This is a genomic window from Burkholderia cenocepacia (assembly GCF_014211915.1).
Taxonomy (GTDB): Bacteria; Pseudomonadota; Gammaproteobacteria; order Burkholderiales; family Burkholderiaceae; genus Burkholderia; species Burkholderia orbicola.
Map to the genome: position 1 here is coordinate 338682 of NZ_CP060041.1, position 23756 is coordinate 362437.

Sequence of the window (23756 nt, forward strand, 5' to 3'; positions counted from 1 at the left end):
TTATTTACGCCCTCTCTGCAACATCGGCCGACGCCGCGTTTTCCACATGGGTGAAAACGCTAATACGTGCGTGTCGATTTCAAGCGGAATGCATCTCGCAAACGCTACGTCGCTGCCGTGCCCGGTTCGCGCCGATAGTAGATGTCCCATTCCGCTTCATCGGTTCGCACGAAGCCGTGCCGTTCGTAGAAGCGGTTCGAGTCGCTGCCGCGCAATGCGCCGACGCGAACCGGCATCCGTCGTTCGTCGGCGGCAGCAAAGATTTCGCGCAGCACGGCGGCGCCGATACCCTGGCCCTGATGCGCCGGTACGATATACAGGTGGTCGAGCAACCAGTGATCCGCCATCGGGCGAAGCGTGTAGAAGCCCGCACGCGAATGGTCGGATTCGATGAAACGGCAGAGCGCCGGGTCGAACGACGCGAGAAACCGATCGCGCGCACGCTGCGGATCGAAACGGCCAATGCGCTCGAGGCTGTCGCGCATCGCAGCGATGCGGATCGCAACGAGGGTGTCGGCGTCGGCTTGCGTGACGGGGAGGAAGGTCAGGGTCGTTGTCATGGGCCGGCGGGATTCGTGCGGGAGCGCGTACCCGGCGTGGCGCGGCGGCGCCAGCCGGGTTTCGACGGGGACTTCGGTGCAGCACGTCACGCCCCCGATCCGTGAGCGTGACGCAAGCGAGCCGATGCAATCGACTCAAGGAATAAAAAGCGCTGGCCGATGCCCTGGCCAGCAAAACGGTTCTGGCGATCCGAGGTTGGTGTGTGCCAGAACCACATGCATTGAACGGCGTACGCCCGACAATCTGTGATCGCAGTTTAGGCCGGGCTAAGCGATGCGATCAGGTCCGCACCCGCGCCCGTCGACCTGAACGCATCGTCGGGCTTCGGTACTTCCCATGTCGCGATCATCTCGTCAGTCGGAAGATAGTCGGGATCGGCCGACGCGACGCCGACCCACACGCCTTGGGATACCTGCCTGCCATGGAGATAAAAGTGCAGCTCCCGGCCAGCGCGTTCGCACGTACACGTAATTCGCTCCACCGACTGACCCAGTCTTCTGATCCGCGCGACCTGGTTGCGATCCAGTTCGAACATGGCGCTCATCACGCCGTCGCAATCGCCGATGCCGAGCATGTTGCTGTCGTCAGTGAATGCCCACGAAGGATGCGGCGTGCCTAGGCGCAGCATGAAAAAAGCTGCGGACTCTGAACCAATCATCATGTTTCTCCGGCAAAAAATACGTCGCTCCACCAACTGAAACTTGATAAGAACGTACGTTCATTCCATCCTGCTTTTCCCGCCTGCCTCAAGGTTCGAATAGACGTACGCCAGCGCCTGGCAATGGGCGGGCGCGACATTGAAACGCGCACCGCCCGTCGCTTCCGAAGCCCCTACACGCTTGCCTGCCGGGGTACGGTTTCCGCGGCGATACTGTCCGAACCGGACAGCCTCACCGCAACAGCGGCGGCGGCCGTGCTCCCGTAGACGTTGAGGGCGGTCCGCCCCATGTCGAAAAAGGCGTCGACGCCCAGCAGCAGCAGCACCGCATCGGCCGGCAACCCGATCGACGTGAGAACGATGGTGATGGCGACGATCGCCCCGGAGGGCACATTGGCGGCGCCGTCGATGGTGATGATCGTCAGGATCAGGATCGTGATCACCAGCGGCCAGGACCAGGCCAGGTGATAGGCGTCGGCCAGGTAGCCGACCGCAAGGGCCGTGTAAAGTACCGCGCCGTCGCGATTGAAAATGTAGGCCAGCGGCAAGATCGTGGACGCCACGCCATGGGGCACGCCCAATTCGACCAGCTTCTTCAGGTGCAACGGGTAGGTAATTTCGGACGAACGCGTCGTGAAACCCAGGATCAGCGGCTCCTTCACCTTCCTGAGAACGGCGAGCGGCGACTGACCGGCGACACGAATGACGATGGTGAGGACGACCGCCAGAATCGCCATGCCGAGATAGGCGACGCCCAGAAGCTCGACAAGCGAGTGCGCGCCGGTGAACCCCTTGGCCGACAACAACTGCGCGATCGCGGCAAAGATCGCGAGCGGCGACCATGCGATCACCCACTGGACCATCTTGAACAGTCCCGACAGCAGCGCCTCGAAAACGGCAATCGCGGGCTCGGCACGCTCCGGCGCAGCCGCCAGGGCCGCCCCGAAAATCACCCCGAAAACCAGCACGGGGAGCGAATTCCCCGCAGCGAGCGCAGCGACGATGTTGGCGGGGATCAGGTCGACGAGGAATTTCGTCCAGTCGATACTGGACGCAAGCGCGGCGGGCATCGATCCGGACTGAACCATGCTCGCCCCGAGCCCCGGTCGAAATGCGAAGTTGAGCAGCAGGCCGAGCGAGGCGGCCAGACCCGTCATCAAGACGAAGAAGCCGATACTCGACAGTGCGACCTTGCCGAGCCGCTCGCGAAGCCGGCCCGCACGAAAGACCCCGACCGTGACCGACAGGAAAATCAGCGGCATGACGACCATCTTGATCGCATGGCCGAACATCGCGCTCAGGAAGCCCAGCTTCGCGGCAAAGCCTGGAGCAAATAGTCCGCAAGCGGCGCCCAGGACAAGCCCGCCAAGCATTTGCATCGGGAGGGAAAGCCCTTTATTTTTCGTGTTCATGCCGTGCCTTTAGCAGTTTGATCCGTGCCGGCGTGCCGTCAACGATGTGATTCCACATATGCTGACGCGCCAGCTCGCCGTCGTTCGCTTCGATTGCGTGAAAGATGTGCAGGTGTTCGATCGTGCCGCGCCGAACGGTTTCGGCGTCGCCACGCGGGAGTTCGTTCAGGGCCAGGGTCTGGGCTCGCAATAGACCATACGCCGATGAGATACGCACGTTCCGTGCGGCGGCGAACAACTCCTGATGAAACACCCAGCCGATACGTTGCTCGAGCATGATGTCCGCGACGTCCCGGTCAAGCAGTTCCTGCATTTTTGCTGCCGCGTCGCGAAGGCCTGCCGTTACGCCCGACCTCGCTGCAAGAAACGCCGCGGTACTCTCCAGGGCCAGCCGCATTTCGAAAATTTCGCGGAGATCGCTGGTAGTCGGCGACGCAACATAGGTGCCACTCTTTTCGATGACGACGACCAGCCCTTCGGACTCGAGCAAATGCAATGCGCTGCGCACGGGCATTTGGCCGAAGCCGAGTTCGTCGGACAGGCCCCGGTGGGATACTTTCTGCCCGGGCGCAAAGCGGCCGTCAAAGATCCTCGCTCGGATCTCATCGTAGGCAAGCTCTGCATCTGTCGAGACTTTCGACGTCATCTGTGATCGCAGTTAGCGTATGATTGTAAAAGAGGTGACGGATAGGAAATTACCCTTACTGGTAACGCACGGCAACTGCTAATTTTGCGAGTGGGTATACCGAAAGAAAACTGGAAGAAAATCTGCGTCACGAAGAGAGCCGATAATTATATGACTTCACAAGATGTGCGCTTTACCATCGGTGCCGTCCGTGCGGAAGAAACTTATCCCCTCAGGGCCGCGATCCTGATGGCGGGAGATGAAGAGGGAAGCGCTTTACACGGAGACCACGCGCCAACCACCCTGCATTTTGCCGTTCGTGACAACGACACTATTGTGGCCGTGGCATCCGTGTGTAAAGAAGGACAATCCGGCGTGCCGAACGCAGAAGCCTGGCGCCTGCGCGGCATGGCCGTCCATCCGTCGGTCCGCGGCCTGGGATTCGGCCGCCTGCTGGTCAATCTGTCCATTCGCCATGTGCGCGAACAGCGTGGCACGCTGCTCTGGTGCACGGCACGCGAGTCGGCCTACCAGTTCTATGAAATGCTCGGCTTTAATCGCGATCCGATTCCGATTTCGCTGCATGGCCGCGACGACATGAAATTCTATCTAATGCAGCGCCCGATCGAATGCTGAGTTTCGTCCACGACTGACGTTCGTCCGAACGCAATTCGGGGGCCGATGTCACGCAGTTGGCTGCCGGCCCGAAAACCCCGTTCAACCGGCGCCCGCCTGAGCCGGTTCGCCCGCGCGAAGATCGAGGTCGCTTGCGGCGCCTTTTCCCCAGAGAAGAATTGCCGGCCCTCGCCTCTCGTCCCATCCGGAAACAGTCGTTGAAGCAATAGCCGCGAGATATTCAGATCCGAGCCGCCCGAAGCTATCCGCCGCTGTATCACATGCGGAAAGCGCTTACGGCTTATGCGGACGCGCATTCAACAATCGCGCTCTTCATTTCGATTATCTCAATCCGAAAGCAAATGGAACGGTAACCACCGGTACTGCCGGATTGTTGCTCGCGATGGCTGTTCCTTGCAGTCGATTATCGTCCCCACACTGAATTCGCTTGCCGACGTCGGGCGCATCAGCGTGATGACGCGGACTTCGATAACACATCGCCTACGTGCGGGTTCTTATAGGGGAAACCCCGTAAGGCGCGCGGCTATCAAACGAGATTAACTTATACCAAACAAATTTTGACGGGAATTTATGTTCCTGATATGGTTTTTGCACCTGCAAAGTGCGGCCACGCAGGGGGTGCAGGGCAGATCGAGCAGTACAAGCAGTACGACGTTCCCCATACAAAATTGTAAGGATCACGAAATGAGCGAAGCCGGCATGCCGATGCGGCGAATATGACGCCGGCCGCTGCGACCGTGACGATGCGCAGGCCGCGCGCCGTCACCTGCATTCGAATACGACACAAGCCGTTTCAACCCATCCCGAAACCACTCCTGACAGTGAAATGCAGATGAAAAACAAGAAGATCAACATCAGCGTTATCGCTGTTGCCGCCTTCGCAGCATCGTCGGCAGCAATGGCACAGTCGTCGGTCACCCTGTATGGCATGCTCGATGCGGGCATCGGCTATACGTCGAACATCAACGGCCACAGCCGGTTCGGCCTCGATGGCGGCGCCGCGGGCTCGAACAAGTGGGGCCTCCGAGGGCAAGAGGACCTCGGTGGCGGCCTCCAGGCGGTATTCAAGATCGAGAATGGTTTCAACATCGCGACAGGCGGCATCGGCGGCCAAGGGCCGATCGGTACCACGCGTTCGCTGTTCAACCGTCAGGCCTACGTGGGCCTCGCATCCAGTCAGTACGGCGCGTTGCGCATGGGGCGCCAGCTCGACGCCGTAACGGAAATGGTTCAGGTCCTGACGGGTGACGCCATTTCCGCGTCGACCTTCTCGACGCCGGGCGACGTCGACAACAACGACAACACGACGAACCAGAACAACGCCGTGAAGTACATCTCGCCGATCATCCACGGCTTCCAGGCTGAAGCCGCGTACTCGTTCGGCGGCGTGGCCGGTTCAACGGGGTCGGGTCAATCGTGGTCGGCGGCCGCGACCTACGCTCAAGGCGGCCTGACGGTCGCCGGCGGCTATTTCCGTGCGGCCAACCAGGGCGAGAACGGATGGACGAACGCAACGGCACAACCGAGCTTCGGTGGTGCGCTGGGCTATCCGAGTTCGGGTTACAACGGCGGCAATGCGTTCAAAAGCGCGGGCATCGCGCAAGTCGCCGCGCAATACGAGGTGGGTCCGTACACGGCCGGCTTGCGCTACTCGAACGCCCAGTACAAGGGTAACGACGGCCAGCCGTCGATCCACTTCAACGTGCTGGGTGCGCTGCTGCAGTACCGGGTCACGCCGGCGCTGTCGCTGGCGACGGGTTACACGTACGTATACGGTTCCGCGGCCACCCCCACGCAAGCAGCCGAAGGTCGCACGATGGCCTCGATCAACCAGGTGTCGCTGGGTGCGACGTACTCGCTGTCGAAGAGTACCGCGCTGTACGCGATGGGTGCCTACGTGCATGCCAAGGGCGCGCAGGCTTCGGCTGCCGACTTCGGCAACACCTCATCGGGCGGCAACCAGGTTCAGGTCAACATCGGCATGTTCCACGGCTTCTGATCGCCGACTCGCAAGCCGGGGGAGTGGCCGCACTACTCCGGCTTCGCGCCGCTCTCCCGACTCGCCATGCCTTCCATCCATTCCTCGAACGCGGACACCGCGGCATCGTCGGCGCGATCGGCGTTCGTCACCAGCATGTAGTCATCAGCGCGCCATACGGGCGATGCGATGGGACACACGAGGCGCCCCTCGGCGAGATCGCGCCCGATCAGCGGCAGCGATGCCAGCGCGACGCCCAGCCCCTCGATGGCGGCGCCAAGCTGAAGATTCACGTGATCGAATTCGACATGGCGCGCGACCCGCAGATCGGACGCGCCCGCTTCCTTCAACCAGTGCGACCACGCGGAGCGCGTCGTGGCCGAATGCAGCAGCGTGTGATGGCGCAGGTCGGCCACGCTCTGGATCGGATGCTGGCGCAGCAACGCGGGATTGCAGGCCGGCACCCGCAGGTCGGGCATCAACGGGCGCGAGACGACGCCCGCGCCTTGCTCGGGACCGGAGCGGACACCGATATCGAAAGCGTCGGCGACATAGCGCAGCTTGCGCGATGTCGTCGACACCCTGACGTCGATGTCGGGGTATCGCGAATGGAAATCGGCGAGCCGCGGCAGCAGCCAGCAAAACGCAAAGCTCATCGGCACGTTCACCCGCACGACGCCTGAGATCCGGTGCGTGAACGTGTCGTGGCGCAGCCGCACCACCGCGGTACCGAGGCGCTCGAACGCGTGGCTGACGTCATTCAGCAACGCCGCCCCTTCGTCGGTCAACGCGACACCGCGCGGACGACGGTCGAACAACGGCAGGCCGAACCAGTCCTCCAGCAACCTGATCTGCTTTCCGACGGCCCAGTGGGTGACATGCAGTTCGGCCGCGGCACCGGCGAAGCTACCGTGCCGCGCGACCGCATCGAACGCGCGCAGCGCATTGAGCGGGGGCAACTCGCCCCGGTGCTTCGCAACATCCCGGCTTTCGCTCATGACGTGACTTTTTCTCTCCATTGACGCGATTTTAGCTCAATTGAAATGGCGATCCCCTCAGCCCTAAAATCGACACATCGAGGCTGAAAGCGATACCACGAGCGGCTTCCATTCACCGCTCGCTCGGAGCGAATGACGATGCGCCTGCCGGTTTTTTCCCCTCCCGCCACGCGGGAAACCGCGCCACCCCGACGGCGCGTGCTGTGGCTATCGTGCATTGCACACGCCGTGCACGATGGTTATACGGACATGATCTACGCGTTGCTGCCCGTGTGGCAGTCGGAATTCGGGCTCGACTTCGCAGCCCTGGCCATCCTGCGCGGCGTCTATGCCGGCACGATGGCGACGCTGCAGTTGTCCGCCGGGCGTCTCGCGCAACGTCTGGGAAGCCGCGCGACGCTCGCACTCGGTACGCTGCTCGCCGCGCTCGGCTATGCGCTGGCGGGCATGTCGGGTGGCCTGCTCGGGTTGGGCGTCGCGCTGGCAATCTCGGGCGGCGGCTCCAGCACGCAACATCCGATCGCATCGGGCGCCGTCTCCCGCTTCTATGGGCGCGACGCGAGAGGCCCGCTGAGCATCTACAACTTTTCCGGCGATCTCGGGAAATCGGCGCTGCCGGCCGCCATTTCATTGCTCGTGACCATGATGCCGTGGCGTCATGCGCTATGGATCGTCGCCGGGCTGGGCTGCGTCGTGGCCGCCGTCATCGCGCTCTGGTTTCCCGCCGTGCCGCGCGGTGCGGCGAATACGACGGTGAAAGAGCACGCTCCCGGTCAACGCGGCGGCACGGGAAAAAGCGGATTCTCCGCGCTGTTCTCCATCGGCGTGCTCGATACGGCCGTACGCATGGGACTGCTTACCTTTCTGCCTTTTCTGCTCAAGGCAAAGGGTGTCTCGCCCCAACTGCTGGGAACGGCCCTCGCACTCGTTTTCATTGGCGGTGCGGCCGGCAAATTCATGTGCGGCTGGCTCGGCGCGCGCCTGGGTATGGTGAGGACGGTGCTGCTCACGGAGGGCGGGACGGCGGCGTGCATCATCGCGGTGATGTATCTCCCGTTGGCGCCGACCATGGTGCTGCTGCCGATTCTGGGTATGATGCTCAACGGCACTTCGTCGGTGCTGTACGGAACCGTCCCCGAGCTGTCCGCGCCCGAGCGCACCGAGCGCGCATTCGCGATTTTCTATACCGGAACGATCGCATCGGGCGCGCTATCGCCCGTTCTCTACGGTTTCCTGGGCGACCGGATCGGTGTGCACGGCGCCACCTACGCGACCGCGTTGACCGCCCTCGCGATTTTTCCGCTCGCCCTCGCACTGCGCCCGCATCTGGCGGATGACTCGACAGGAGGAACACCATGACGAAATCCGGCTACCCGTCCGTCGCGCTCGTCGGTCCGGGCGCAATCGGCACGACCGTCGCCGCGGCCCTTCACGAAGCCGGCCGCACGCCGGTGATCTGCGGCCGCTCCGCGCACGCGGAATTGAAATTGCGCTTCGAGGGCGGCGAGATCGTCGTGCCCGGGCCGGTCCTGACCGACCCGCAAGCGGTCAAGGAAACGGTCGATCTCGTGTTCGTTGCGGTCAAGTCGACGCAGACGGCGAGCGCGGCACCGTGGGTCGCCGCGCTATGCGACGCGAATACCGTCATCTGCGTGCTGCAAAACGGCGTCGAGCAAAAGGCCGCCTTCGCACCGTATGCGGCCGGCGCCGCGATCGTGCCGTCGGTCGTCTGGTTTCCGGCGCAACGCGAATCGGGCGCGTCGGTGTGGCTGCGGGCCAAGCCTCGCCTCACCCTGCCCGATACGCCGGCGAGCAACGTGGTGGTCTCGGCCTTGCGCGGCACGCGCTGCGCGCCCGAGGTGGCGGAGGATTTCATCTCGCTCGCATGGCGCAAGCTGTTGCAGAACGCCGTGGCCGGGCTCATGGTGCTGACCGGTCGTCGCGCCGGCATGTTCTCGCGAAGCGACATCACCGAGCTGTCGCTCGCCTACCTGAAGGAATGTCTCGCGGTCGCGCGCGCGGAGGGCGCGAAGCTCGGCGATGAAGTGCCTCAGGAGATCGTCGACGCATTCCATGGCTTTCCGCCGGACTTGGGTACGTCGATTCTTGCCGACCGGCAGGGCAACCATCCGCTCGAATGGGACTGCCGGAATGGCGTCGTGCAGCGATACGGACGAAAGCACGGCATTCCGACGCCGATCAGCGATCTGGTCGTGCCGCTGCTCGCGGCAGCGAGCGACGGGCCGGGCTAACAGCGAGGCATGCTCTATCCCGCCCGACCAGCGTGAATCCGCGCGGGAGACGGACCGGATGAGAGACGCCATGGCGGCCTGGCGGCTCGCCGTGTCCTGTCGCGCTACCGCAAGTAGGGCTTGATGTTCGTCAGCGCGCGGGAAACATACTCGTCCTTCTCCCCGACCGGCGCGACATAGTGCAGCGCGCCGCGCGCGGCGTCCTCCCCTTCGAGACGCGCGATGAGCCACGCGGCCAGATACGGCGAAGCAAGGCAGCCGCCCGCCGTGGCGACGTTACCTCGAGCGAAGAAGGGTTGATTCAGGACCTCGACGCCAGCCTCGATCACCCAGGGTTTGGTCGTGAGATCGGTGCAGGCCGGGATCGTGCCGAGCAACCCGAGCTTCGCCAGAATCAACGTGCCCGAACATTGCGCGCCGATCAACTGCCGGGCAGGGTCGAACCTGAACTGCGCCATCAGCGCCGCATCGTTGACGACGTCCCGCGTTTGAATACCGCTGCCGATGATGACGGCATCGGCAGCGCAGGCGTCCGCCAACGTCGATTGCGCATGCACGGTCACCCCGTTCATCGACGTGACGGAAGGCTCGGGGCACGCAAGGGTGACGCGCCAGCCGGGCTTCCTGATTCGATTGAGCACGCCGAGCGCAATGAGGGAGTCGAGCTCGTTGAAGCCCTGGAAGGTTACGATCGCGATGTGCATGGGGCACCCTGTCTCCAGTCAGTCGACGCATCTTGCCAGATTGCCGTCACCCGCGGCCCTGCTTTGCCGACAACTCAGTGTTACAGCCAGCAAGCCCCCCGCCCTCACCGTCAACTTCATACTCGTCTCCATTCGAGCCGCAGGCGAACTCGCGCCGCCAAAGCAATTTCTTGCGTCACATGAGCGCCCCGTGTCGAAAGCGACGCTAACGTATGACAAAAGAGCTTCCTCCCGCTCGGTACGAAGCAATCCCCTCACCACCCACGGCGCGCTCCAAACCAACCCGAATCCGGTAAAGATTTACCGATCGAACAAATTGTTACGGCCCGTTTCAAAGATGTTCAAATAGTAGGCTGCAGCCCCGCTATGCTTCCGTCACCCACAATAACGATCCCAATGGGGGGTGACATATGAACAACATCATCAAGAGCGCCCTGTGCGCCGCCTTCGTACCATTCGTCCTCGCTGGCTGCGGCGGCGGCGACGACGGGGGCGGCACGCAAACCGGTACGCTGCACGTCGCGATGACCGATGCGCCATCGTGCGGTTTCGACCATGTGTACGTCACCGTCTCGCAAGTCCGCGTCAACGCCAACGCGAACGCCGCCGACAACGACGCCGGCTGGTCGACCGTTTCCCTCGCGACGCCGCAGAAGATCGACCTGCTGTCGCTGACCAACGGTGTGCTCGCCGATCTCGGCCAGACCGCGCTGCCTGCCGGCCAGTATCAGCAGGTTCGGCTGGTCCTCGCGCAGAATCAAGGTAACAACCTCGCAAACTCCGTCGTCCCGACCGGCGGCGTGGAACAGGCGCTCGCCACCCCCAGTGCGACGCAAAGCGGCTACAAGATCATCCAGCCGTTCACGGTCCAGCCCAACACGCTCGTCGATCTCGTGCTCGACTTCAACGCGTGCAAGTCGATCGTGCAGCGCGGCAACGGCTCGTATGCGCTGAAACCCGTCGTCACCGCGATCCCGACCGTCGTGAGCGGCGCGATCTCCGGCTACGTCGCCTCGGCCGAAGCCGGCGCGACCGTTTATGCCGAACAAGGCGGCAAGGTCGTCCGCGGCACGGTGGCCGACAGTTCCGGGAAGTTCGTGCTGTCGCCGCTGATCCAGAGCTCGACGCAGGGCAACTACGATGTCGTGATCGTGCAGAACAACTTCGCGTCGGGCATCGTCCGCTCGGTGCCCGTGGTCGTGAACACGACCACGGCGGTGTCGGCCTCGACCGCACCGATTACGCTGCCTGCGTCGACGACGAGCACCGTCAGCGGTACGGTGACGGCCAGCGCGAACGCATTCGTGCGGGCGCTGCAGACGGTCGATGCGAACGCGTACGAGATCACGTCGATCAACGCGAACATGGACACCGGCGCCTATTCGCTGTCGGTGCCCGCGGCGGCGCCGATCGTCGGCACTTACTCGGGTTCGCTGCCGGTCGCACTGGCCGCGGCGCCGGCCGCCGCCGGTCAATATACGATCGAGGCCGACGCGGCATCGGGCGCGACCCAATCGGCAAACGTCAACGCAACGACCAGTCAGTCCAACGTCAACTTCGGTTTCTGACGCGCTGACGGCATCATCGAAAGGGCCGAAGGGCCCTTTCCTTCCAACGGGAGAACGAAGTGAAAAAAGGGGTTATCGCGTTGCTCGCAGCGGCGAGCATGGTGGGTGCGCTCAGCGGGTGCGTCGCCTACGTTCCGGGCCCGCCGGTCGTGGTCGCGCCGCAAGGCGGGCCGGGGAATGGATTCTGTCCGCCGGGACAGGCCAAGAAAGGCAACTGTTGACGACATGCCCGCGCATCGCGGGCATTTTTCATCCGTCGAGGGCGCCGGGCGGCGCGACGAATTCCCCGTTCTCCGCGTCGTCACTCCGCCATCCTCGGCGGCCACGCATGGCCTTCGGCCTGGCAATGCCGGCACCACGCATACAGCGCGTCGTACATGACGAGACCATGCTCGAGCATGTCGTGATCGTCGGAAAACATGTCCGACAGCCCGAGCGAAATCGCATAAAGCCCGCTGGATTGCGGCGTCAGATCGAGCCGCGACGTATCCGCGCCGCGAATGATGCGGGCCATGTGCTGCAGCGCCCGATCGTCGGCCAGACCATACTTGTCGAGAAACGCATCGAAACTGCATTGCTCGCCGACATGCGTCAATTCCACGCCCGGAATGTCGTACGGAATCGCACCGGTCTCGTTGGCGATCCGCAGCACGTCGCCCGGCGGGACGTACAGAAATTCGGGCGTCTCGTCGATAAAACGGGCAATGAGCCAGGGGCAGGCAACCCGGTCGATTTTCGGGCGTTGTCGCGTAATCCATTGCATGGCGGCCTCCACGGTCAGTGATGCAGCAGCGGGTACACGATCAGGCCGATCACGGCGGCCCCGCCCACGACCACCGGCTCCGACAGCTTCTTGAACCTGACCAGCAGCACGATCGCCGCGAGCGCCATCAAGGCGGTGGGCACATCGACGATCGAACGTCGGGCCAGCACGATCACCGACCCCGTGATCGCGCCGACAGCCGCGGCCGTCACGCCGTCGACGAATGCCAGGATCGCCGGCAGCCTGCCGTACTTCTTGAAGTAGGGGGCCGGCAACACGGTGAACAGGTAGCACGGCAGGAACGTGCCGGCCGCCGCCACGCATGCGCCCGGCAGCCCCGCCACCAGATAGCCGATGAAGCCCACCGTGATGACGACCGGGCCCGGCGTGATCATCGCGACGGCCACGGCATCGACGAACTGCTTCTCGTTGAGCCAATGGTGCTCGGTGACCACGCCCCCATAGAGGAACGGCACGATCGCGAGCCCCGAGCCGAACACGAAGGCGCCGGCCTTCGCAAAGAACGCGGCGAGTTGCGCGAGCTGCGGCCAGTCGACGATACCGAGCCATGCGCCGGTGGCGGAGACGGGCAACGCCACGGCCGCATCGACGCGCCGCTGGCGCAACCACCTGGGCGGCGCGCGCGTGAACCAGACGACCAGGCCCGCCGCGAGAAACAGCCACGCCACTTCCGATTCGGTGATCACCGTCACGGCAACCAGCGCGAGATAGATCGCCCACAGCAGCTTGTCGTGACCGATGCTTTTCGCGGTCAGCTTGCGCGCGCTGATCGCGATGATGCCGATCACCGCCGCGCCGACGCCGTAGAACACCGACTGCATCCACGTCAGGCCACCGAATCGCGTGTACGCATAGCCGAGCAGCACCACCATCAGAAACGACGGCAGCACGAACGCGATCCCGACCAGCGTGGCGCCGACGATACGGTAATGCACGTAGCCGAGATAGATCGCCAGTTGCGCGGCAAGCGGGCCCGGCGCGAGCTGCGCGAGCGCCAGGCCTTCCTTGTAGTCCGCGTCCGCGATCCATCCGCGCGTGTCCACGAGATCCCGATGCATGTAGCCGGCGAGCGCGACCGGCCCGCCGAAACCGGTCGCGCCGAGCCACGCGAAGTACCGGGTCAGTTGCCACAGCGTATAGGCCGGGCGGTCGCGATGTGTATTCATGTCGAGGCGCGCAGAAAGGTCAGGGGTTTCGATTGCCACGGAAATGCACGTACAACGAATCGAGTACGGCGCCGATCTCCACCAGGAGCGCATCGTCGTCGGCAAGACGCTTGCGGGCGCCCGCGAGAATGGCCTCGAATCCGCCGGCTTCCGGCACGGCGGCGCCGCCCACGTCCAGCGCATGCACCATGGCGCCCAACCGGACGAGCCCCGCGTTGTCGTCGAGTCCAAAGCTCTCGATCAGCACCTCGAACGACACGCGATCGCCCACATGCGTGAACGGGGCGCCGTCGAAATCGAAGCCCAGCGCGTCAGCCGGACAATCGGCGAGGTTGTCCAGCCACATGAAGCGCGCATGCGGATCGATGAAACGCCGAATCAGCCACGCGCTGGCGACGCGATCCACCCACAGGTGACGGCGCGTCGCCCACAGCCTGCCCTGATGTTGCGCGGGATCGCGACGCGGGATGCCGCGTTGAGCGGCATGCGGCTCGCCGGGAGAGCGCAACGCTTCGATCGCGGCGGTGAAATCCCGCCATTGCGCCTGCGCGCGCAGCGAGGTTTCGCCGGGAAAGAAATCGATGCTTCGAATGGCCTCGTACGTGCGAGCGTGGCGGCGTTGGAGGCGATTGAGATCGGCTGCCGCCAGATCCGGCAGCGTCTGGCGGGCCTCCGAAAGCTCGGCAAGCCACGCTGCGTAGTCGCCCGCGCGATCGAACAGCCGTTTGTACGCGTCTTCGTCGGCGGGATCGTCCGCACGGACATCCAGCAACCACGCCTGCCCGTCGCCGTTACGGGCCTCGTCGGCGAGCTCACGCAACTGCGCCGCCTGCTCGGCATGCGCCGGCAACAGGTAGGCACCGTCCCGCAGCGCACCACAGCCGAGCGCCTTGACGGTACGCCAGATGCGCATGCGGGCAGTCGCACCGGAGGTCGGCAGACTGACGATCAACAGCAGCCAGGAAGTCGGGACGGGATTCATGACGGCAGCATAGTGGGTCGTCACGAACACTGCAATTCAGTAGAGATCGCTACAAATTTTTGGCGGTAGACGGCTCTGCTCGATGCGTGGAGCAGGAACCCAGCAATGACGACAGTCGAAACTCCAGCGCCATCCGGATCGATATATCGGGGAAAAGGGCAGAACGTCCGGTATCACGTGAGCGCCCAAGTCGCGCGCGACGATATCGGAGCCCGCGCATCATGCCGTCATCGAGCGCGTGACCGACAACGCAGCAGATGGTTACGATATTCTGCGAATCGAGCGGTTCAACGCATACACTGAAAGCACGCGACGGCGAACTCCCGTCGATCCGTCCGCACGCTTTCCCCGACACCGTTCCGAATGCAACTGGACGGCAAACCCAGGCCCGCCCACGAAACCGCTCCAATGACAATCGATCCCGGCTCCATTCCTTACTATCTGGTCCTTCGTGCGGGCTGGCCGCCCTACGTGCTGAATTCGGATCGTCAGGTGCTCCGCCGTCAGGCGAGCCCGCTCTTGCTGGCATTCGCGCGCACGCGCGGAGCGATCGCACATGTCGACGACAGCGCGTGGAACGGCTTCTCCGACAGCGAAGGGCTCACGGTAGTCGAGCGTCGCGAAACCGGGTTCTTCTCGCTGGTCGCCGGGAACGAGACTGAACGTCAGTTGCAATTGCTGACGACCCTCTGACGTCGCCGCCCGCGCCGCGCCTGCGATCTGACCACTCGTCCATCGCATCGTGTACCGTGTGCCGGATGCGTGCTTGCACCAACCCGGAATAAATCGACCGCTCGGCAAACGATGCGCGTATGATGGGCTCATTCGAGCGATCAGCCGTTCTTTGAGCGTTCGCCCCTCCACCCGCCCGCTTGCTGCATCGCCCCTCCCTCGCGCTGCAACGTTGTCCCCTTCACCCATCGGCCCGCCCCTCGACGGGAATACTGGCCGGATGTGTTCGCCCATGCGACTCGTCGTGGCCGAACGCCAGGAGTTCGTCATGAGCATGCACGTCTATCGTGGATTCGAGATTTACCCATTGATCTACCCTCACGTGGCGGCGCCGCAGGGCTGCCCGCACAACTACGACGCCGGGTTCGACGCGGCGGTCAAGATTTGCCTGCGCGGCACCACCGATACGCTGACGCAGAGCCAGACTTTCCGGTTGCGCGACACCGCCCCGTTCGACAACGCCGGTGACGCCCGTCGTGCGTCAGTGCGCTATGCCGAGAACATCATCGACGACAATCGCGGCAAACAGGGATTCTTTTCGAGCGCGGGCTGATGCGTGCTCGCCGGTGCAACGCAATTTTTCGGCATTTTGGAGGACGAAATGATCATCGACGAACTGCTCGGCTTGATCAGACGAAATGAAGTCACGCGGATCGACACCGTCGTACCCGCCAGAATCGCCGATTCAGCGATGTGCCATCAACCCGAGCTGCACATGTTCATGGCCGTACGCGCGCTCTCGATCGGAGCAGGATATTCGGAATTCGAATCCGACGAGATTGCAAGCGCCGTCATGACACGGCTCGGCTAGCTTTTCGTTCAACCCGTTTTCAACAGGATCTACATGACGACAATTACGCTGAAGCTCAACGAACCGATCGATGTCGCCCTTCGGCGATTCCGGCGCGACATCGAGAAAACCGGGCTGATTCGCGAGTTGCGCGCTCGCACCGGCTACGAGAAGCCCACGACGGAGCGCAAGCGGAAAAAGGCCAGCGCCGTTGCCCGGCAGCGCTTGCGAGCAAAGCGCCTGCTGCCGCCCCGAAAAATGTACTAGGAGCCCATCGTGTCCAACATGCCGGCCGCGGCGCCTCCATTCTTCCCGCTGACGAAATGCGAAGTCGATTTCGATCAGCAGAACGACATGGTGACACTGCTGCCGAGCTTCTATGCATTCGGGTGCGAGTACACCAGCCGCGGCTTTCTGATCGGGCGCAGCGATGCGTTCAAGCTGATCGCGGCGATCGAGAAGGCGCTCAGCGTTCAGGGGTGAGTGTCCATCGCGCGGAATGCGACTGGCGCGATCACGTCGATGCGTCAGACATGACACGCGAACGCGGCTCGCGTTCGTATCGACATATCGGGTCGTGACCGGCCATCAAACCCGCGTGCCGGCTCGACGTTTCGACGCAGGCACGCCCCGCGACACGCTCCACCCAACGCCCAGGTGATAAGCTCGGCATCGACGCGCCGTCGCGCATCCCGTCACCCGACCGACCCTACGTCTGCCACGAGTCCGCCCATGCCCATCGCTCCTGCTGTCGTCTCCGCCTTCACGCCCACCGGCAAGCTTCGCGCATCGATCAACCTCGGCAACCCGATCCTCGCGAACCGCGACCCGGCAACGGGCGAACCGTTCGGCGTATCGATCGACCTCGCCCGTGCCTTCGCCGAGCGCCTGTCGGCCGACCTGGAACTCGTCGTGTTCGACGCCGCCGGCAAATCGGTGCAGGCGCTGACCGACGAGCGCGCCGATTTCGGCTTCTTCGCCGTCGATCCGCTGCGCGGCGAATCGGTCGCGTTCACCGCGCCGTACGTGCTGATCGAAGGCTTCTATCTCGTGCCGGATGCATCGCCGATCCGCACCAACGCGGACGTCGACCAGCCGCACAACCGCGTGGCCGTCGGCAAGGGCAGCGCGTACGACCTGTTCCTCACCCGCGAACTGAAAGCCGCGCAGATCGTGCGTGCGCCGACGTCGCAAGCCGTCGTGCCGACGTTCGTCGAGCAGCAGCTGGAAGTGGCGGCCGGCGTGAAGCAGCAGCTCGAAACCGACGCCGCGAAAACGCCCGGCCTGCGCCTGCTCGACGAGCGCTTCATGGTGATCCGGCAGGCGATGGGCGTGCCGAAGAGTCGCGGCGACGCGGCCGCCGCGGCACTGGCCGCGTTCGTCGAGGACATGAAGGCGTCGGGCTTCGTCGCCGATTCGCTGCGCCGGCACGGCATCACGGGCGCATCGGTCGCACCGGCGGGCTGATCGACAACCGCGCCGAAACCGGTACGGCCCAGCCAATCGGGCCGTGTCGCCGATCAGCGCTGTGCCGCGAGCGCTTCGGTGATCGCGAGGAATCGCGCGATATCGTCCGGCGCATGACAATGGAGCGGCGAGATCCGCACCGCGCCGACGAGCCCGAACGATTTCAGCATCCGGCCCGAGTACAGGCTCGACGCGACGCGCTCGTAGACGATCACACCGTGCTTCTCGTATTCCCGCACCGCTTGCGTCGGTTCGAGATGCGCGAAGCCGATCCCGACGATCAGGTCGCGCTGCGTCAGGTCGTCATGATCCCAGTAGACGTCGACGCCGTCGATCGCGCGCAAACCGTCGAGCAACGCGGCGAGCAGCGCGCGTTCATGCAGCTCGATCCGGTGCATACCTTCGACGAACAGCGCGCGCCGGTCGTCCGAATCGGTGAAATACCGGCCGATCCACGCCACGTAATCGACGATCGACGATACGACCGCAAATTGCGCGGGCGCCGGGCTGCCGAGTTCCCATACGCCGTTCTCCTTCGCGGCGAGCCGGTGATGCGGCAGCGCGGCCGCACGCGGCGACAGCCACGACATGCCCGAGCCGCGGCATCCGAAAAACTTGTACGGCGCGAAGTTGATCCCGTCGACCGGCGTGCGCTGCAGGTCGATGACCCCGTGCGGCGCATGCTGGACCGCGTCGACGACGATGAACAGGTCGGGCTTCTTCTCTCTCGCCCGCGCGACGATCGTCTCGATATCGAATTTCGCGCCGGAAATGTTCGACGCCGCCATCACGCTGAGCAGCGCGGTATCGGTGTCGACCAGCGCCACGATCGCGTCGACGTCCACGCCGCCGGTCTCAGGATTGCTCGGCGCGATGCGCAGCGTCTTGCCGGTCCGTTCCGCGTAAACCGTCATTGCATCGTAGGACGACGGGTGCTCGAGCACGGTCGTCACCGCGTTGGTGCCCGGCACGTTCTCCATGATCGCGCGCACCATGTCGAACATCGCGCCCGATGCGGTCAGCGACGCATACACGGTGCCGCCCTGCGCGTTCAGGATCGTGCGAACGTCGTCCTCGCCGCGCGACTGGATCGCCTGCAGATCGAGCGCCCGCGCATGGATACGCTCCGGGCAATCGGGCAGTGCATCGACCCGCGCGTACGCGTCGACTGCCGCCTTCAACCGGAACGACCCGCCCGCATTGTCGAAGAACAACCGCTCGCGGCCGTCGACGTCGCGATCGACGTGATGAAAGCGCGACTTGATCTGCTGCATCAACGCGTCGGGAAAAAGTGCGCCACGGGGACTGCTCATCTTCGATGCTCCTGTTTGCTTCGGAATGTTGTGCGATGCATGCATGGCGCGTTCAGCCGCGCAGCGATTCGACGTACGCGCGGCCCTTCTCCGCGTCGTACCGGCCTTCCCATTTCGCGATGACGAGCGGCGCCAGCGCATTGCCGACGACGTTCAGCGCGGTGCGGCCCATGTCCATGATCCGGTCGACGCCGGCAATGAACGCGAGCCCTTCGAGCGGCAATCCCGCGCTCGCGAGCGTCGCGAGCATGATCACGAACATGAAGCCCGGCACACCGGCGGCGCCCTTCGACGTGACGACCATGGTCAGCGTCAGCAGCACCTGCTGCTGCCAGCCGAGGTGCACGCCATACAGCTGTGCGACGAACAGCGTGCCGATGCCGAGATAGATCGACGCGCCGTCGAGGTTGAACGTGTAGCCGGTCGGCACCACGAACGTCGTGATGCTCTTCGGCACGCCGTAGTCTTCCATCTTCTTCATCAGTTGCGGCAGCACGGTCGCCGAACTGCAGGTCGAGAACGCGATGATCAGTTCGTCCTTGATCACGCGCAGCAGTGTCAGGATGCGGAACCCGAACAGCCGCGCGGTCACGCCGAGCACGGCGATCGCGAACAGCAGGATCGCGAAGTAAGTGACGGCGACGAGTTTCAGCAGCGGCAGCAGCGATCCGAAGCCGAAACTTGAAACGGTCACCGCGATCAGCGCGCACACGCCGACCGGCGCATAGCGCATCACCATGTTCGTCACCTTGAACATCGCGTCGGCGACGCCCTTGAGCATCGCGAGCACCGGCTTGCGATGTTCTTCCGGCACCGACTGCAGCCCGAGCCCGAACAGCAGCGAGAAAAAGATCACCGGCAGCAGGTCGCCCTTGGCCATCGACGCGACGATGTTGTCCGGGATGATGCCGAGCACCAGCGCCATCAGCCCGTGGTGCGCCTGCTGCACCTGTTGCGTGGTCTGCTGGTAACGGGAAATGTCGGTGTGCCCGAGTTGCGACATGTCGGTGCCGACGCCCGGCTGCAGCACGTTGCCGATCACGAGCCCGAGCACGATCGCGATCGTCGTGACCACCTCGAAATAGAGCAGCGTCTTGATGCCGAGGCGTCCGAGCGACTTGCCGTCGCCCACGCCGGCGATGCCGATCACCATGCTCGTGAATACGATCGGCACGACGATCATCCGCACCAGCTTGATGAAGATGTCGCCGGCCGGCTGCAGCAACCCGGACACGGCCGTGTCGCGCAGTTGCGGAAACCGGTTCAGCACGAGCCCGGTCGCGATGCCGATGACGAGGCCGATGACGATCTGCCACGCGAGCCCGACGCGCGGCTTGCGGGCCGCGCCGACGACGGGCGGGGAGTCGATGACGGTGTCCATGCAATCTCCAGAGAATGGGGGTTCGATTGAACGCTGGGTGCGATGCGGCGCGCTTTCTGATGAACGCACTCGCCATGCGACGCAACGGGAGCACCTTAAACAGCCTAAATATGTAAAAAAAGCGATTTTTTGACATGAGAACATATCGCTTTTCTTCATCTATCGAGTGACACGCGATGCTGACGTTCAAGCAGATGGAAGCGCTGTACTGGATCGTGCAGCTCGGCTCGTTCGACGCGGCCGCGACGCGCCTGAACACGACGCAGTCGGCCGTATCGAAGCGCATCCAGGAGCTCGAACGCGCGTTCGACCTCACCGTGTTCGATCGCGCGCATCGCAGCGCGCGGCTCACCGACAAGGGCGCGGAGCTGTTCGACCATGCGAAGGCATTGCTCGAACAGCGCGACCGCGTGGTCGAGCGGATGAGTTCGAGGGAAGCGCTGGTGCGGCATGTCAGGATCGGCGTGACCGAACTGACCGCGCTGACGTGGCTGCCGCGCCTGATCGCGGCGATCCAGGCCGCCTATCCGCGCGTGCACGTGGAGGCCGAGGTGGACCTGACCGCGACGCTGCGCGACCGGCTCGCGGCCGACACGATCGATCTGATCGTGGTCCCGCAGATTCATGCGACGGACGCGTTCACGGCGACGGTGGTCGGCGAGGTCGACAACGCGTGGATGTGCGCGGCCGGATTCATGCCGACGTCCCGGGCCGCCCTTGCGTTGACGGAGATCGCGCGGTTTCCGCTGATCCTGCAGGGGAACCTGTCGGGCACCGGGCATCTGTACACGCGCTTTCTGCAGGAACACGGCGTCGCGACTCAGCGCGTGCTGTCGAGCAACAGCCTGCTCGCGCAGATCGGCCTGACGCTGTCGGGCCTGGGCATCAGCTATCTGCCGAAGGCGTGCGTCGCGCACCTCGTCGCTTGCGACGCGCTGGAGATCGTGCGCACGCAGCCGGCGCTGCCGCCGGTTCGCTACGTCGCGCTGCACCGGGCCGAACGCGCTCAATCGCTGACCGCCGAGATCGTCCGGCTCGCGGAGCAAGCGTGCGATTTCAGCACGAGCCTGCTGGACCCGCGGGCGCACGACTAGCGCCTGTTCACGGTGGCGCGGCATCCCGGCACCGCAACATCGTCGGTGGTGCAGAACAGTGGCGAAATGGCGCGGCGCAGGTTACCGCCATCCGGCGTCCGTCGAACAGGCAATGTGCTGCGTCGCACCAATCCTCACCCGGTTGCGCCGGCGCACGGGCACGCAGCGCCCCCCACCATCACCGTCGCCCCATCGGCCATGATCCGGCGCTAGCGCAAACCCGAACCCGGTTGCACTGTTCATCGCGATTCTGGTCCTGTATCGTCCTTTCATTCCCGATTGCGAAACCGCTGCATGGGAGGCTTACGATGCGAAAAAAGAATGCTGCAGCCGTCTGGATCCTGGTCGCGATGGCGGCAGGCATCGCGATCGGCTACATGGTCTTCACGAGCTTTCCGGACAAGAAGGCCGCCGCCGAAGTCGCCGGCTACATCTCGCTCGTCTCCGACGTATTTCTGCGCCTGATCAAGATGGTGATCGGGCCGCTCGTCTTCTCCACGCTGGTCGTCGGCATCGCACACATGGGCGACGCGGCCTCGGTCGGGCGCGTATTCGCGAAATCGATCACCTGGTTCATCACCGCGTCGCTGGTCTCGCTGCTGCTCGGGCTGCTGATGGCGAACCTGCTGCGGCCCGGCGACAATCTCGGCCTGCCGCTGCCGGACATCGGCGCATCGGCGAACCTCGCGACATCCAAGTTCACGCTGAAGGATTTCGTCGGCCACATGGTGCCGAGGTCGTTCGCCGAGGCGATGGCGAACAACGAAATCCTGCAGATCGTCGTGTTCTCGATGTTCTTCGGCGTCGCGCTCGCCGCGCTCGGCGAGCGCGGCAAGATCCTCATCGCCGCGATCGACCAGCTGTCGCACGTGATGCTGAAGATCACCGGCTACGTGATGAAGCTCGCGCCGCTCGCGGTGATGGCCGCGATGGCCGCGACCGTCGCGGTCAACGGGTTATCGGTACTGCTGAAGTTCGCGGTGTTCATGGGCGACTTCTACGTCAGCCTGTTCCTGCTCTGGGCGTTGCTCGTGTGTGCGGGGCTGGTGTTCCTCGGGCCGCGGGTGTTCAAGCTGCTGGTGCTGATCAAGGAAGCGTTCATGCTGTCGTTCGCGACCGCCAGCTCCGAAGCCGCGTACCCGAAGATCCTCGACGCGCTCGACCGCTTCGGCGTGAAACGCAAGATCTCGAGTTTCGTGATGCCGATGGGCTATTCGTTCAACCTCGACGGCTCGATGATGTACTGCACGTTCGCATCGCTGTTCATCGCGCAGGCGTACAACATGCACCTGTCGCTCGGCACGCAGATCACGATGCTGCTGGTGCTGATGCTCACGTCGAAGGGAATGGCCGGCGTGCCGCGTGCGTCGCTCGTCGTGATCGCGGCCACGCTGCACCAGTTCGGGCTGCCGGAGGCCGGGTTGCTGCTGATTCTCGGCGTCGACACGTTCCTCGACATGGGCCGCTCGGCCACCAATGCGGTGGGCAATTCGATCGCAAGTGCGGTGGTCGCGAAATGGGAAGGCCAGCTCCTGCCGGAAGCGGAAGCCGAAGCCAACGCAGCGCGCATCGAAGCGGAACAGGAAGCGACGATCGCACATCCGACGGAAGTCTGACGGAGGCCCGGCGATGAAGATGCAGCGATTCTGGCGTGCGCTCGCGCTCGCGGGCCTGCTTGCGACGGGCGCGGCCGCGCGTGCGGACGATGCGCCGTCGACGCCGCCGCGCGTCGAGCCGTTCGCGCCGGCCCAACTGACCGGCACGCTCGCGAAGGTGCGCGGCAGCGGCACGATTGCGCTCGGCTATCGCGACGCGTCGATCCCGTTTTCGTACCTGAATGCGCGCAACCAGCCGATCGGCTATTCGATCGAGCTGTGCAAGGCGCTCGTGGCGTCGATCGAGGATGCGATCAACCAGAGCCTGACGATCCGCTGGGTGCCGGTCACGTCCGACAACCGCATCGACGCGGTGGTCAGCGGCAAGGTCGATCTGGAATGCGGCTCCACGACCAGCAACCTCGAGCGCCAGAAACGCGTGGCGTTCTCGCCGATCTTCTTCGTGGCCGGCACGAAGGTGATGGTGAAACGCGGCGCGCCGATCCGCTCGTTCCGCGATCTCGCGGGCAAGAAAGTCGCGGTGACGGCCGGCACGACCAACGAGAAGGCGCTGCGCGACCTGAATGACAAGTTCCGGCTCGGGGTCCAGCTACAGGTGGTACCGGACCATGCGCAAGGCTTCGCGCTCGTCGCGAACGGCAGCGCCGACGCGTTCGCGACGGACGACGTGCTGCTGTACGGCCTGATCGCCGAGAATGCGAGCAAGGGCGGCCAGTACGACGTGGTGGGCGATTTTCTATCCTACGACCCGTACGGCATCATGTTCCGCAAGGACGATCCGCAACTCGCGCAGATCGTGAAAAGCACGTTCCAGGAGTTGGCCGCCGACGGCGAGATCGCACGTCAGTACAAGCGCTGGTTCCTGCGCCCGCTTCCGTCCGGCTTGAGTCTGAACCTGCCGATGAGCCCGCAACTGGAGACCATCATCGAGGCGATCGGCGTCAACGCGAATTGAGCGCGGCGCCATCGTCGACATGAAGGACGAAACGAGAACGGCCCCGATGCCTCACCAGGCATCGGGGCCGCTCGCCGGATGCGA

The 23756-nt window shown here is 64.1% G+C and carries 25 protein-coding genes; 14 read left to right on the forward strand and 11 right to left on the reverse strand.

Annotated elements, in window-relative coordinates; genetic code table 11:
- Positions 1–104: 104 nt before the first annotated feature.
- From SY91_RS30720 to SY91_RS30735, 4 genes are all read right to left on the reverse strand, one after another.
- Positions 105–560, reverse strand: coding sequence for a GNAT family N-acetyltransferase (locus tag SY91_RS30720; protein ID WP_023475138.1), 456 nt, complete (start codon positions 558–560; stop codon positions 105–107).
- A 257-nt stretch (positions 561–817) separates the two neighbouring features.
- Positions 818–1222, reverse strand: a complete 405-nt coding sequence (locus tag SY91_RS30725; protein WP_043886730.1) for a hypothetical protein — start codon at positions 1220–1222, stop codon at positions 818–820.
- A 170-nt stretch (positions 1223–1392) separates the two neighbouring features.
- On the reverse strand, positions 1393–2631 hold the full coding sequence (locus SY91_RS30730; RefSeq protein ID WP_181158621.1) for a dicarboxylate/amino acid:cation symporter: 1239 nt from the start codon (positions 2629–2631) through the stop codon (positions 1393–1395).
- Positions 2615–3277, reverse strand: coding sequence for a GntR family transcriptional regulator (locus tag SY91_RS30735; RefSeq protein ID WP_043886734.1), 663 nt, complete (start codon positions 3275–3277; stop codon positions 2615–2617). The genes SY91_RS30730 and SY91_RS30735 overlap by 17 nt, the downstream gene beginning before the upstream one ends.
- 150 nt (positions 3278–3427) lie before the next feature.
- On the opposite strand from SY91_RS30735, the gene SY91_RS30740 reads away from it, so the two are divergent.
- Positions 3428–3892: a GNAT family N-acetyltransferase gene (locus tag SY91_RS30740; RefSeq protein WP_043886736.1), complete on the forward strand. Its 465-nt coding sequence runs from the start codon at positions 3428–3430 to the stop codon at positions 3890–3892.
- Between the two features lie 832 nt (positions 3893–4724).
- Positions 4725–5891, forward strand: a complete 1167-nt coding sequence (locus SY91_RS30745; protein WP_011549134.1) for a porin — start codon at positions 4725–4727, stop codon at positions 5889–5891.
- A gap of 32 nt (positions 5892–5923) precedes the next feature.
- Here SY91_RS30745 and gcvA read toward each other — a convergent pair whose 3' ends face one another.
- Positions 5924–6868 (reverse strand): transcriptional regulator GcvA, encoded by a 945-nt coding sequence (gene gcvA / locus SY91_RS30750; protein ID WP_181158622.1) that lies wholly within the window; start codon positions 6866–6868, stop codon positions 5924–5926.
- A 138-nt stretch (positions 6869–7006) separates the two neighbouring features.
- Here gcvA and SY91_RS30755 point away from each other — a divergent pair, with 138 nt between their 5' ends.
- Together SY91_RS30755 and SY91_RS30760 are read left to right on the forward strand one after the other, a co-directional pair.
- Positions 7007–8227, forward strand: a complete 1221-nt coding sequence (locus SY91_RS30755) for an MFS transporter (protein ID WP_043886753.1) — start codon at positions 7007–7009, stop codon at positions 8225–8227.
- On the forward strand, positions 8224–9120 hold the full coding sequence (locus SY91_RS30760) for an oxidoreductase (protein ID WP_023475145.1): 897 nt from the start codon (positions 8224–8226) through the stop codon (positions 9118–9120). The genes SY91_RS30755 and SY91_RS30760 overlap by 4 nt, the downstream gene beginning before the upstream one ends.
- Positions 9121–9224: 104 nt before the next feature.
- Here SY91_RS30760 and SY91_RS30765 read toward each other — a convergent pair whose 3' ends face one another.
- Positions 9225–9824 (reverse strand): DJ-1/PfpI family protein, encoded by a 600-nt coding sequence (locus SY91_RS30765; protein ID WP_023475146.1) that lies wholly within the window; start codon positions 9822–9824, stop codon positions 9225–9227.
- A gap of 410 nt (positions 9825–10234) precedes the next feature.
- Here SY91_RS30765 and SY91_RS30770 point away from each other — a divergent pair, with 410 nt between their 5' ends.
- Positions 10235–11392 carry a DUF4382 domain-containing protein gene (locus tag SY91_RS30770; protein WP_023475147.1) on the forward strand — a complete coding sequence of 386 codons (1158 nt, stop codon included), beginning with the start codon at positions 10235–10237 and terminating at the stop codon, positions 11390–11392.
- A gap of 301 nt (positions 11393–11693) precedes the next feature.
- On the opposite strand, the gene SY91_RS30775 is transcribed toward SY91_RS30770, so the two are convergent.
- Genes SY91_RS30775 through SY91_RS30785 form a run of 3 tightly spaced genes read right to left on the reverse strand, consistent with a single transcriptional unit; the run spans position 11694 to position 14324 of the window.
- On the reverse strand, positions 11694–12155 hold the full coding sequence (locus tag SY91_RS30775; protein ID WP_023475148.1) for a chromate resistance protein ChrB domain-containing protein: 462 nt from the start codon (positions 12153–12155) through the stop codon (positions 11694–11696).
- 14 nt (positions 12156–12169) lie between these two features.
- On the reverse strand, positions 12170–13342 hold the full coding sequence (locus tag SY91_RS30780; RefSeq protein ID WP_023475149.1) for a chromate transporter: 1173 nt from the start codon (positions 13340–13342) through the stop codon (positions 12170–12172).
- 19 nt (positions 13343–13361) lie between these two features.
- Positions 13362–14324 carry a chromate resistance protein ChrB domain-containing protein gene (locus SY91_RS30785; protein ID WP_043886756.1) on the reverse strand — a complete coding sequence of 321 codons (963 nt, stop codon included), beginning with the start codon at positions 14322–14324 and terminating at the stop codon, positions 13362–13364.
- A 363-nt stretch (positions 14325–14687) separates the two neighbouring features.
- Here SY91_RS30785 and SY91_RS30790 point away from each other — a divergent pair, with 363 nt between their 5' ends.
- From SY91_RS30790 to SY91_RS30815, 6 genes are all read left to right on the forward strand, one after another.
- Entirely contained in the window at positions 14688–15017 is a 330-nt protein-coding gene (locus SY91_RS30790; RefSeq protein ID WP_105798165.1) for a hypothetical protein, read from the forward strand.
- 307 nt (positions 15018–15324) lie between these two features.
- Positions 15325–15609, forward strand: coding sequence for a hypothetical protein (locus SY91_RS30795; RefSeq protein ID WP_027808401.1), 285 nt, complete (start codon positions 15325–15327; stop codon positions 15607–15609).
- Positions 15610–15657: 48 nt separating this feature from the next.
- The gene (locus SY91_RS30800; protein WP_027808400.1) at positions 15658–15867 is read left to right on the forward strand and encodes a hypothetical protein; all 210 of its coding nucleotides are present in this window, start codon (positions 15658–15660) and stop codon (positions 15865–15867) included.
- A gap of 33 nt (positions 15868–15900) precedes the next feature.
- Positions 15901–16113 (forward strand): 30S ribosomal protein S21, encoded by a 213-nt coding sequence (gene rpsU, locus SY91_RS30805; RefSeq protein WP_012336972.1) that lies wholly within the window; start codon positions 15901–15903, stop codon positions 16111–16113.
- A 9-nt stretch (positions 16114–16122) separates the two neighbouring features.
- A complete protein-coding gene (locus SY91_RS30810) occupies positions 16123–16329 on the forward strand; it encodes a hypothetical protein (RefSeq protein ID WP_023475153.1) in 207 nt (68 codons plus the stop codon).
- A 249-nt stretch (positions 16330–16578) separates the two neighbouring features.
- Positions 16579–17313 (forward strand): ABC transporter substrate-binding protein, encoded by a 735-nt coding sequence (locus SY91_RS30815; RefSeq protein WP_023475155.1) that lies wholly within the window; start codon positions 16579–16581, stop codon positions 17311–17313.
- 53 nt (positions 17314–17366) lie between these two features.
- Here the strand turns inward: SY91_RS30815 and SY91_RS30820 are convergent, their stop codons facing one another.
- Positions 17367–18626 (reverse strand): aminotransferase class V-fold PLP-dependent enzyme, encoded by a 1260-nt coding sequence (locus SY91_RS30820; RefSeq protein ID WP_043886757.1) that lies wholly within the window; start codon positions 18624–18626, stop codon positions 17367–17369.
- Between the two features lie 52 nt (positions 18627–18678).
- Positions 18679–20007 carry a glutamate/aspartate:proton symporter GltP gene (gene gltP / locus SY91_RS30825; protein ID WP_023475157.1) on the reverse strand — a complete coding sequence of 443 codons (1329 nt, stop codon included), beginning with the start codon at positions 20005–20007 and terminating at the stop codon, positions 18679–18681.
- Positions 20008–20183: 176 nt separating this feature from the next.
- Here gltP and SY91_RS30830 point away from each other — a divergent pair, with 176 nt between their 5' ends.
- The 3 genes from SY91_RS30830 (at position 20184) to SY91_RS30840 (ending at position 23672) form a co-directional block, all read left to right on the forward strand.
- Entirely contained in the window at positions 20184–21101 is a 918-nt protein-coding gene (locus SY91_RS30830) for a LysR family transcriptional regulator (protein WP_023475158.1), read from the forward strand.
- A gap of 308 nt (positions 21102–21409) precedes the next feature.
- On the forward strand, positions 21410–22717 hold the full coding sequence (locus SY91_RS30835; protein ID WP_023475159.1) for a dicarboxylate/amino acid:cation symporter: 1308 nt from the start codon (positions 21410–21412) through the stop codon (positions 22715–22717).
- A 13-nt stretch (positions 22718–22730) separates the two neighbouring features.
- Entirely contained in the window at positions 22731–23672 is a 942-nt protein-coding gene (locus tag SY91_RS30840; protein ID WP_011549158.1) for an amino acid ABC transporter substrate-binding protein, read from the forward strand.
- Positions 23673–23756 lie beyond the last annotated feature (84 nt).

Bases quoted from the DNA above. Each gene is read 5' to 3' on its own strand.
- SY91_RS30720 (WP_023475138.1), bottom strand. From the start codon at position 560: ATGACAACGACCCTGACCTTCCTCCCCGTCACGCAAGCCGACGCCGAC.
- SY91_RS30725 (WP_043886730.1), bottom strand. From the start codon at position 1,222: ATGATGATTGGTTCAGAGTCCGCAGCTTTTTTCATGCTGCGCCTAGGC.
- SY91_RS30730 (WP_181158621.1), bottom strand. From the start codon at position 2,631: ATGAACACGAAAAATAAAGGGCTTTCCCTCCCGATGCAAATGCTTGGC.
- SY91_RS30735 (WP_043886734.1), bottom strand. From the start codon at position 3,277: ATGACGTCGAAAGTCTCGACAGATGCAGAGCTTGCCTACGATGAGATC.
- SY91_RS30740 (WP_043886736.1), top strand. From the start codon at position 3,428: ATGACTTCACAAGATGTGCGCTTTACCATCGGTGCCGTCCGTGCGGAA.
- SY91_RS30745 (WP_011549134.1), top strand. From the start codon at position 4,725: ATGAAAAACAAGAAGATCAACATCAGCGTTATCGCTGTTGCCGCCTTC.
- gcvA (WP_181158622.1), bottom strand. From the start codon at position 6,868: ATGAGCGAAAGCCGGGATGTTGCGAAGCACCGGGGCGAGTTGCCCCCG.
- SY91_RS30755 (WP_043886753.1), top strand. From the start codon at position 7,007: ATGCGCCTGCCGGTTTTTTCCCCTCCCGCCACGCGGGAAACCGCGCCA.
- SY91_RS30760 (WP_023475145.1), top strand. From the start codon at position 8,224: ATGACGAAATCCGGCTACCCGTCCGTCGCGCTCGTCGGTCCGGGCGCA.
- SY91_RS30765 (WP_023475146.1), bottom strand. From the start codon at position 9,824: ATGCACATCGCGATCGTAACCTTCCAGGGCTTCAACGAGCTCGACTCC.
- SY91_RS30770 (WP_023475147.1), top strand. From the start codon at position 10,235: ATGAACAACATCATCAAGAGCGCCCTGTGCGCCGCCTTCGTACCATTC.
- SY91_RS30775 (WP_023475148.1), bottom strand. From the start codon at position 12,155: ATGCAATGGATTACGCGACAACGCCCGAAAATCGACCGGGTTGCCTGC.
- SY91_RS30780 (WP_023475149.1), bottom strand. From the start codon at position 13,342: ATGAATACACATCGCGACCGCCCGGCCTATACGCTGTGGCAACTGACC.
- SY91_RS30785 (WP_043886756.1), bottom strand. From the start codon at position 14,324: ATGAATCCCGTCCCGACTTCCTGGCTGCTGTTGATCGTCAGTCTGCCG.
- SY91_RS30790 (WP_105798165.1), top strand. From the start codon at position 14,688: ATGCAACTGGACGGCAAACCCAGGCCCGCCCACGAAACCGCTCCAATG.
- SY91_RS30795 (WP_027808401.1), top strand. From the start codon at position 15,325: ATGAGCATGCACGTCTATCGTGGATTCGAGATTTACCCATTGATCTAC.
- SY91_RS30800 (WP_027808400.1), top strand. From the start codon at position 15,658: ATGATCATCGACGAACTGCTCGGCTTGATCAGACGAAATGAAGTCACG.
- rpsU (WP_012336972.1), top strand. From the start codon at position 15,901: ATGACGACAATTACGCTGAAGCTCAACGAACCGATCGATGTCGCCCTT.
- SY91_RS30815 (WP_023475155.1), top strand. From the start codon at position 16,579: ATGCCCATCGCTCCTGCTGTCGTCTCCGCCTTCACGCCCACCGGCAAG.
- SY91_RS30820 (WP_043886757.1), bottom strand. From the start codon at position 18,626: ATGAGCAGTCCCCGTGGCGCACTTTTTCCCGACGCGTTGATGCAGCAG.
- gltP (WP_023475157.1), bottom strand. From the start codon at position 20,007: ATGGACACCGTCATCGACTCCCCGCCCGTCGTCGGCGCGGCCCGCAAG.
- SY91_RS30830 (WP_023475158.1), top strand. From the start codon at position 20,184: ATGCTGACGTTCAAGCAGATGGAAGCGCTGTACTGGATCGTGCAGCTC.
- SY91_RS30835 (WP_023475159.1), top strand. From the start codon at position 21,410: ATGCGAAAAAAGAATGCTGCAGCCGTCTGGATCCTGGTCGCGATGGCG.
- SY91_RS30840 (WP_011549158.1), top strand. From the start codon at position 22,731: ATGAAGATGCAGCGATTCTGGCGTGCGCTCGCGCTCGCGGGCCTGCTT.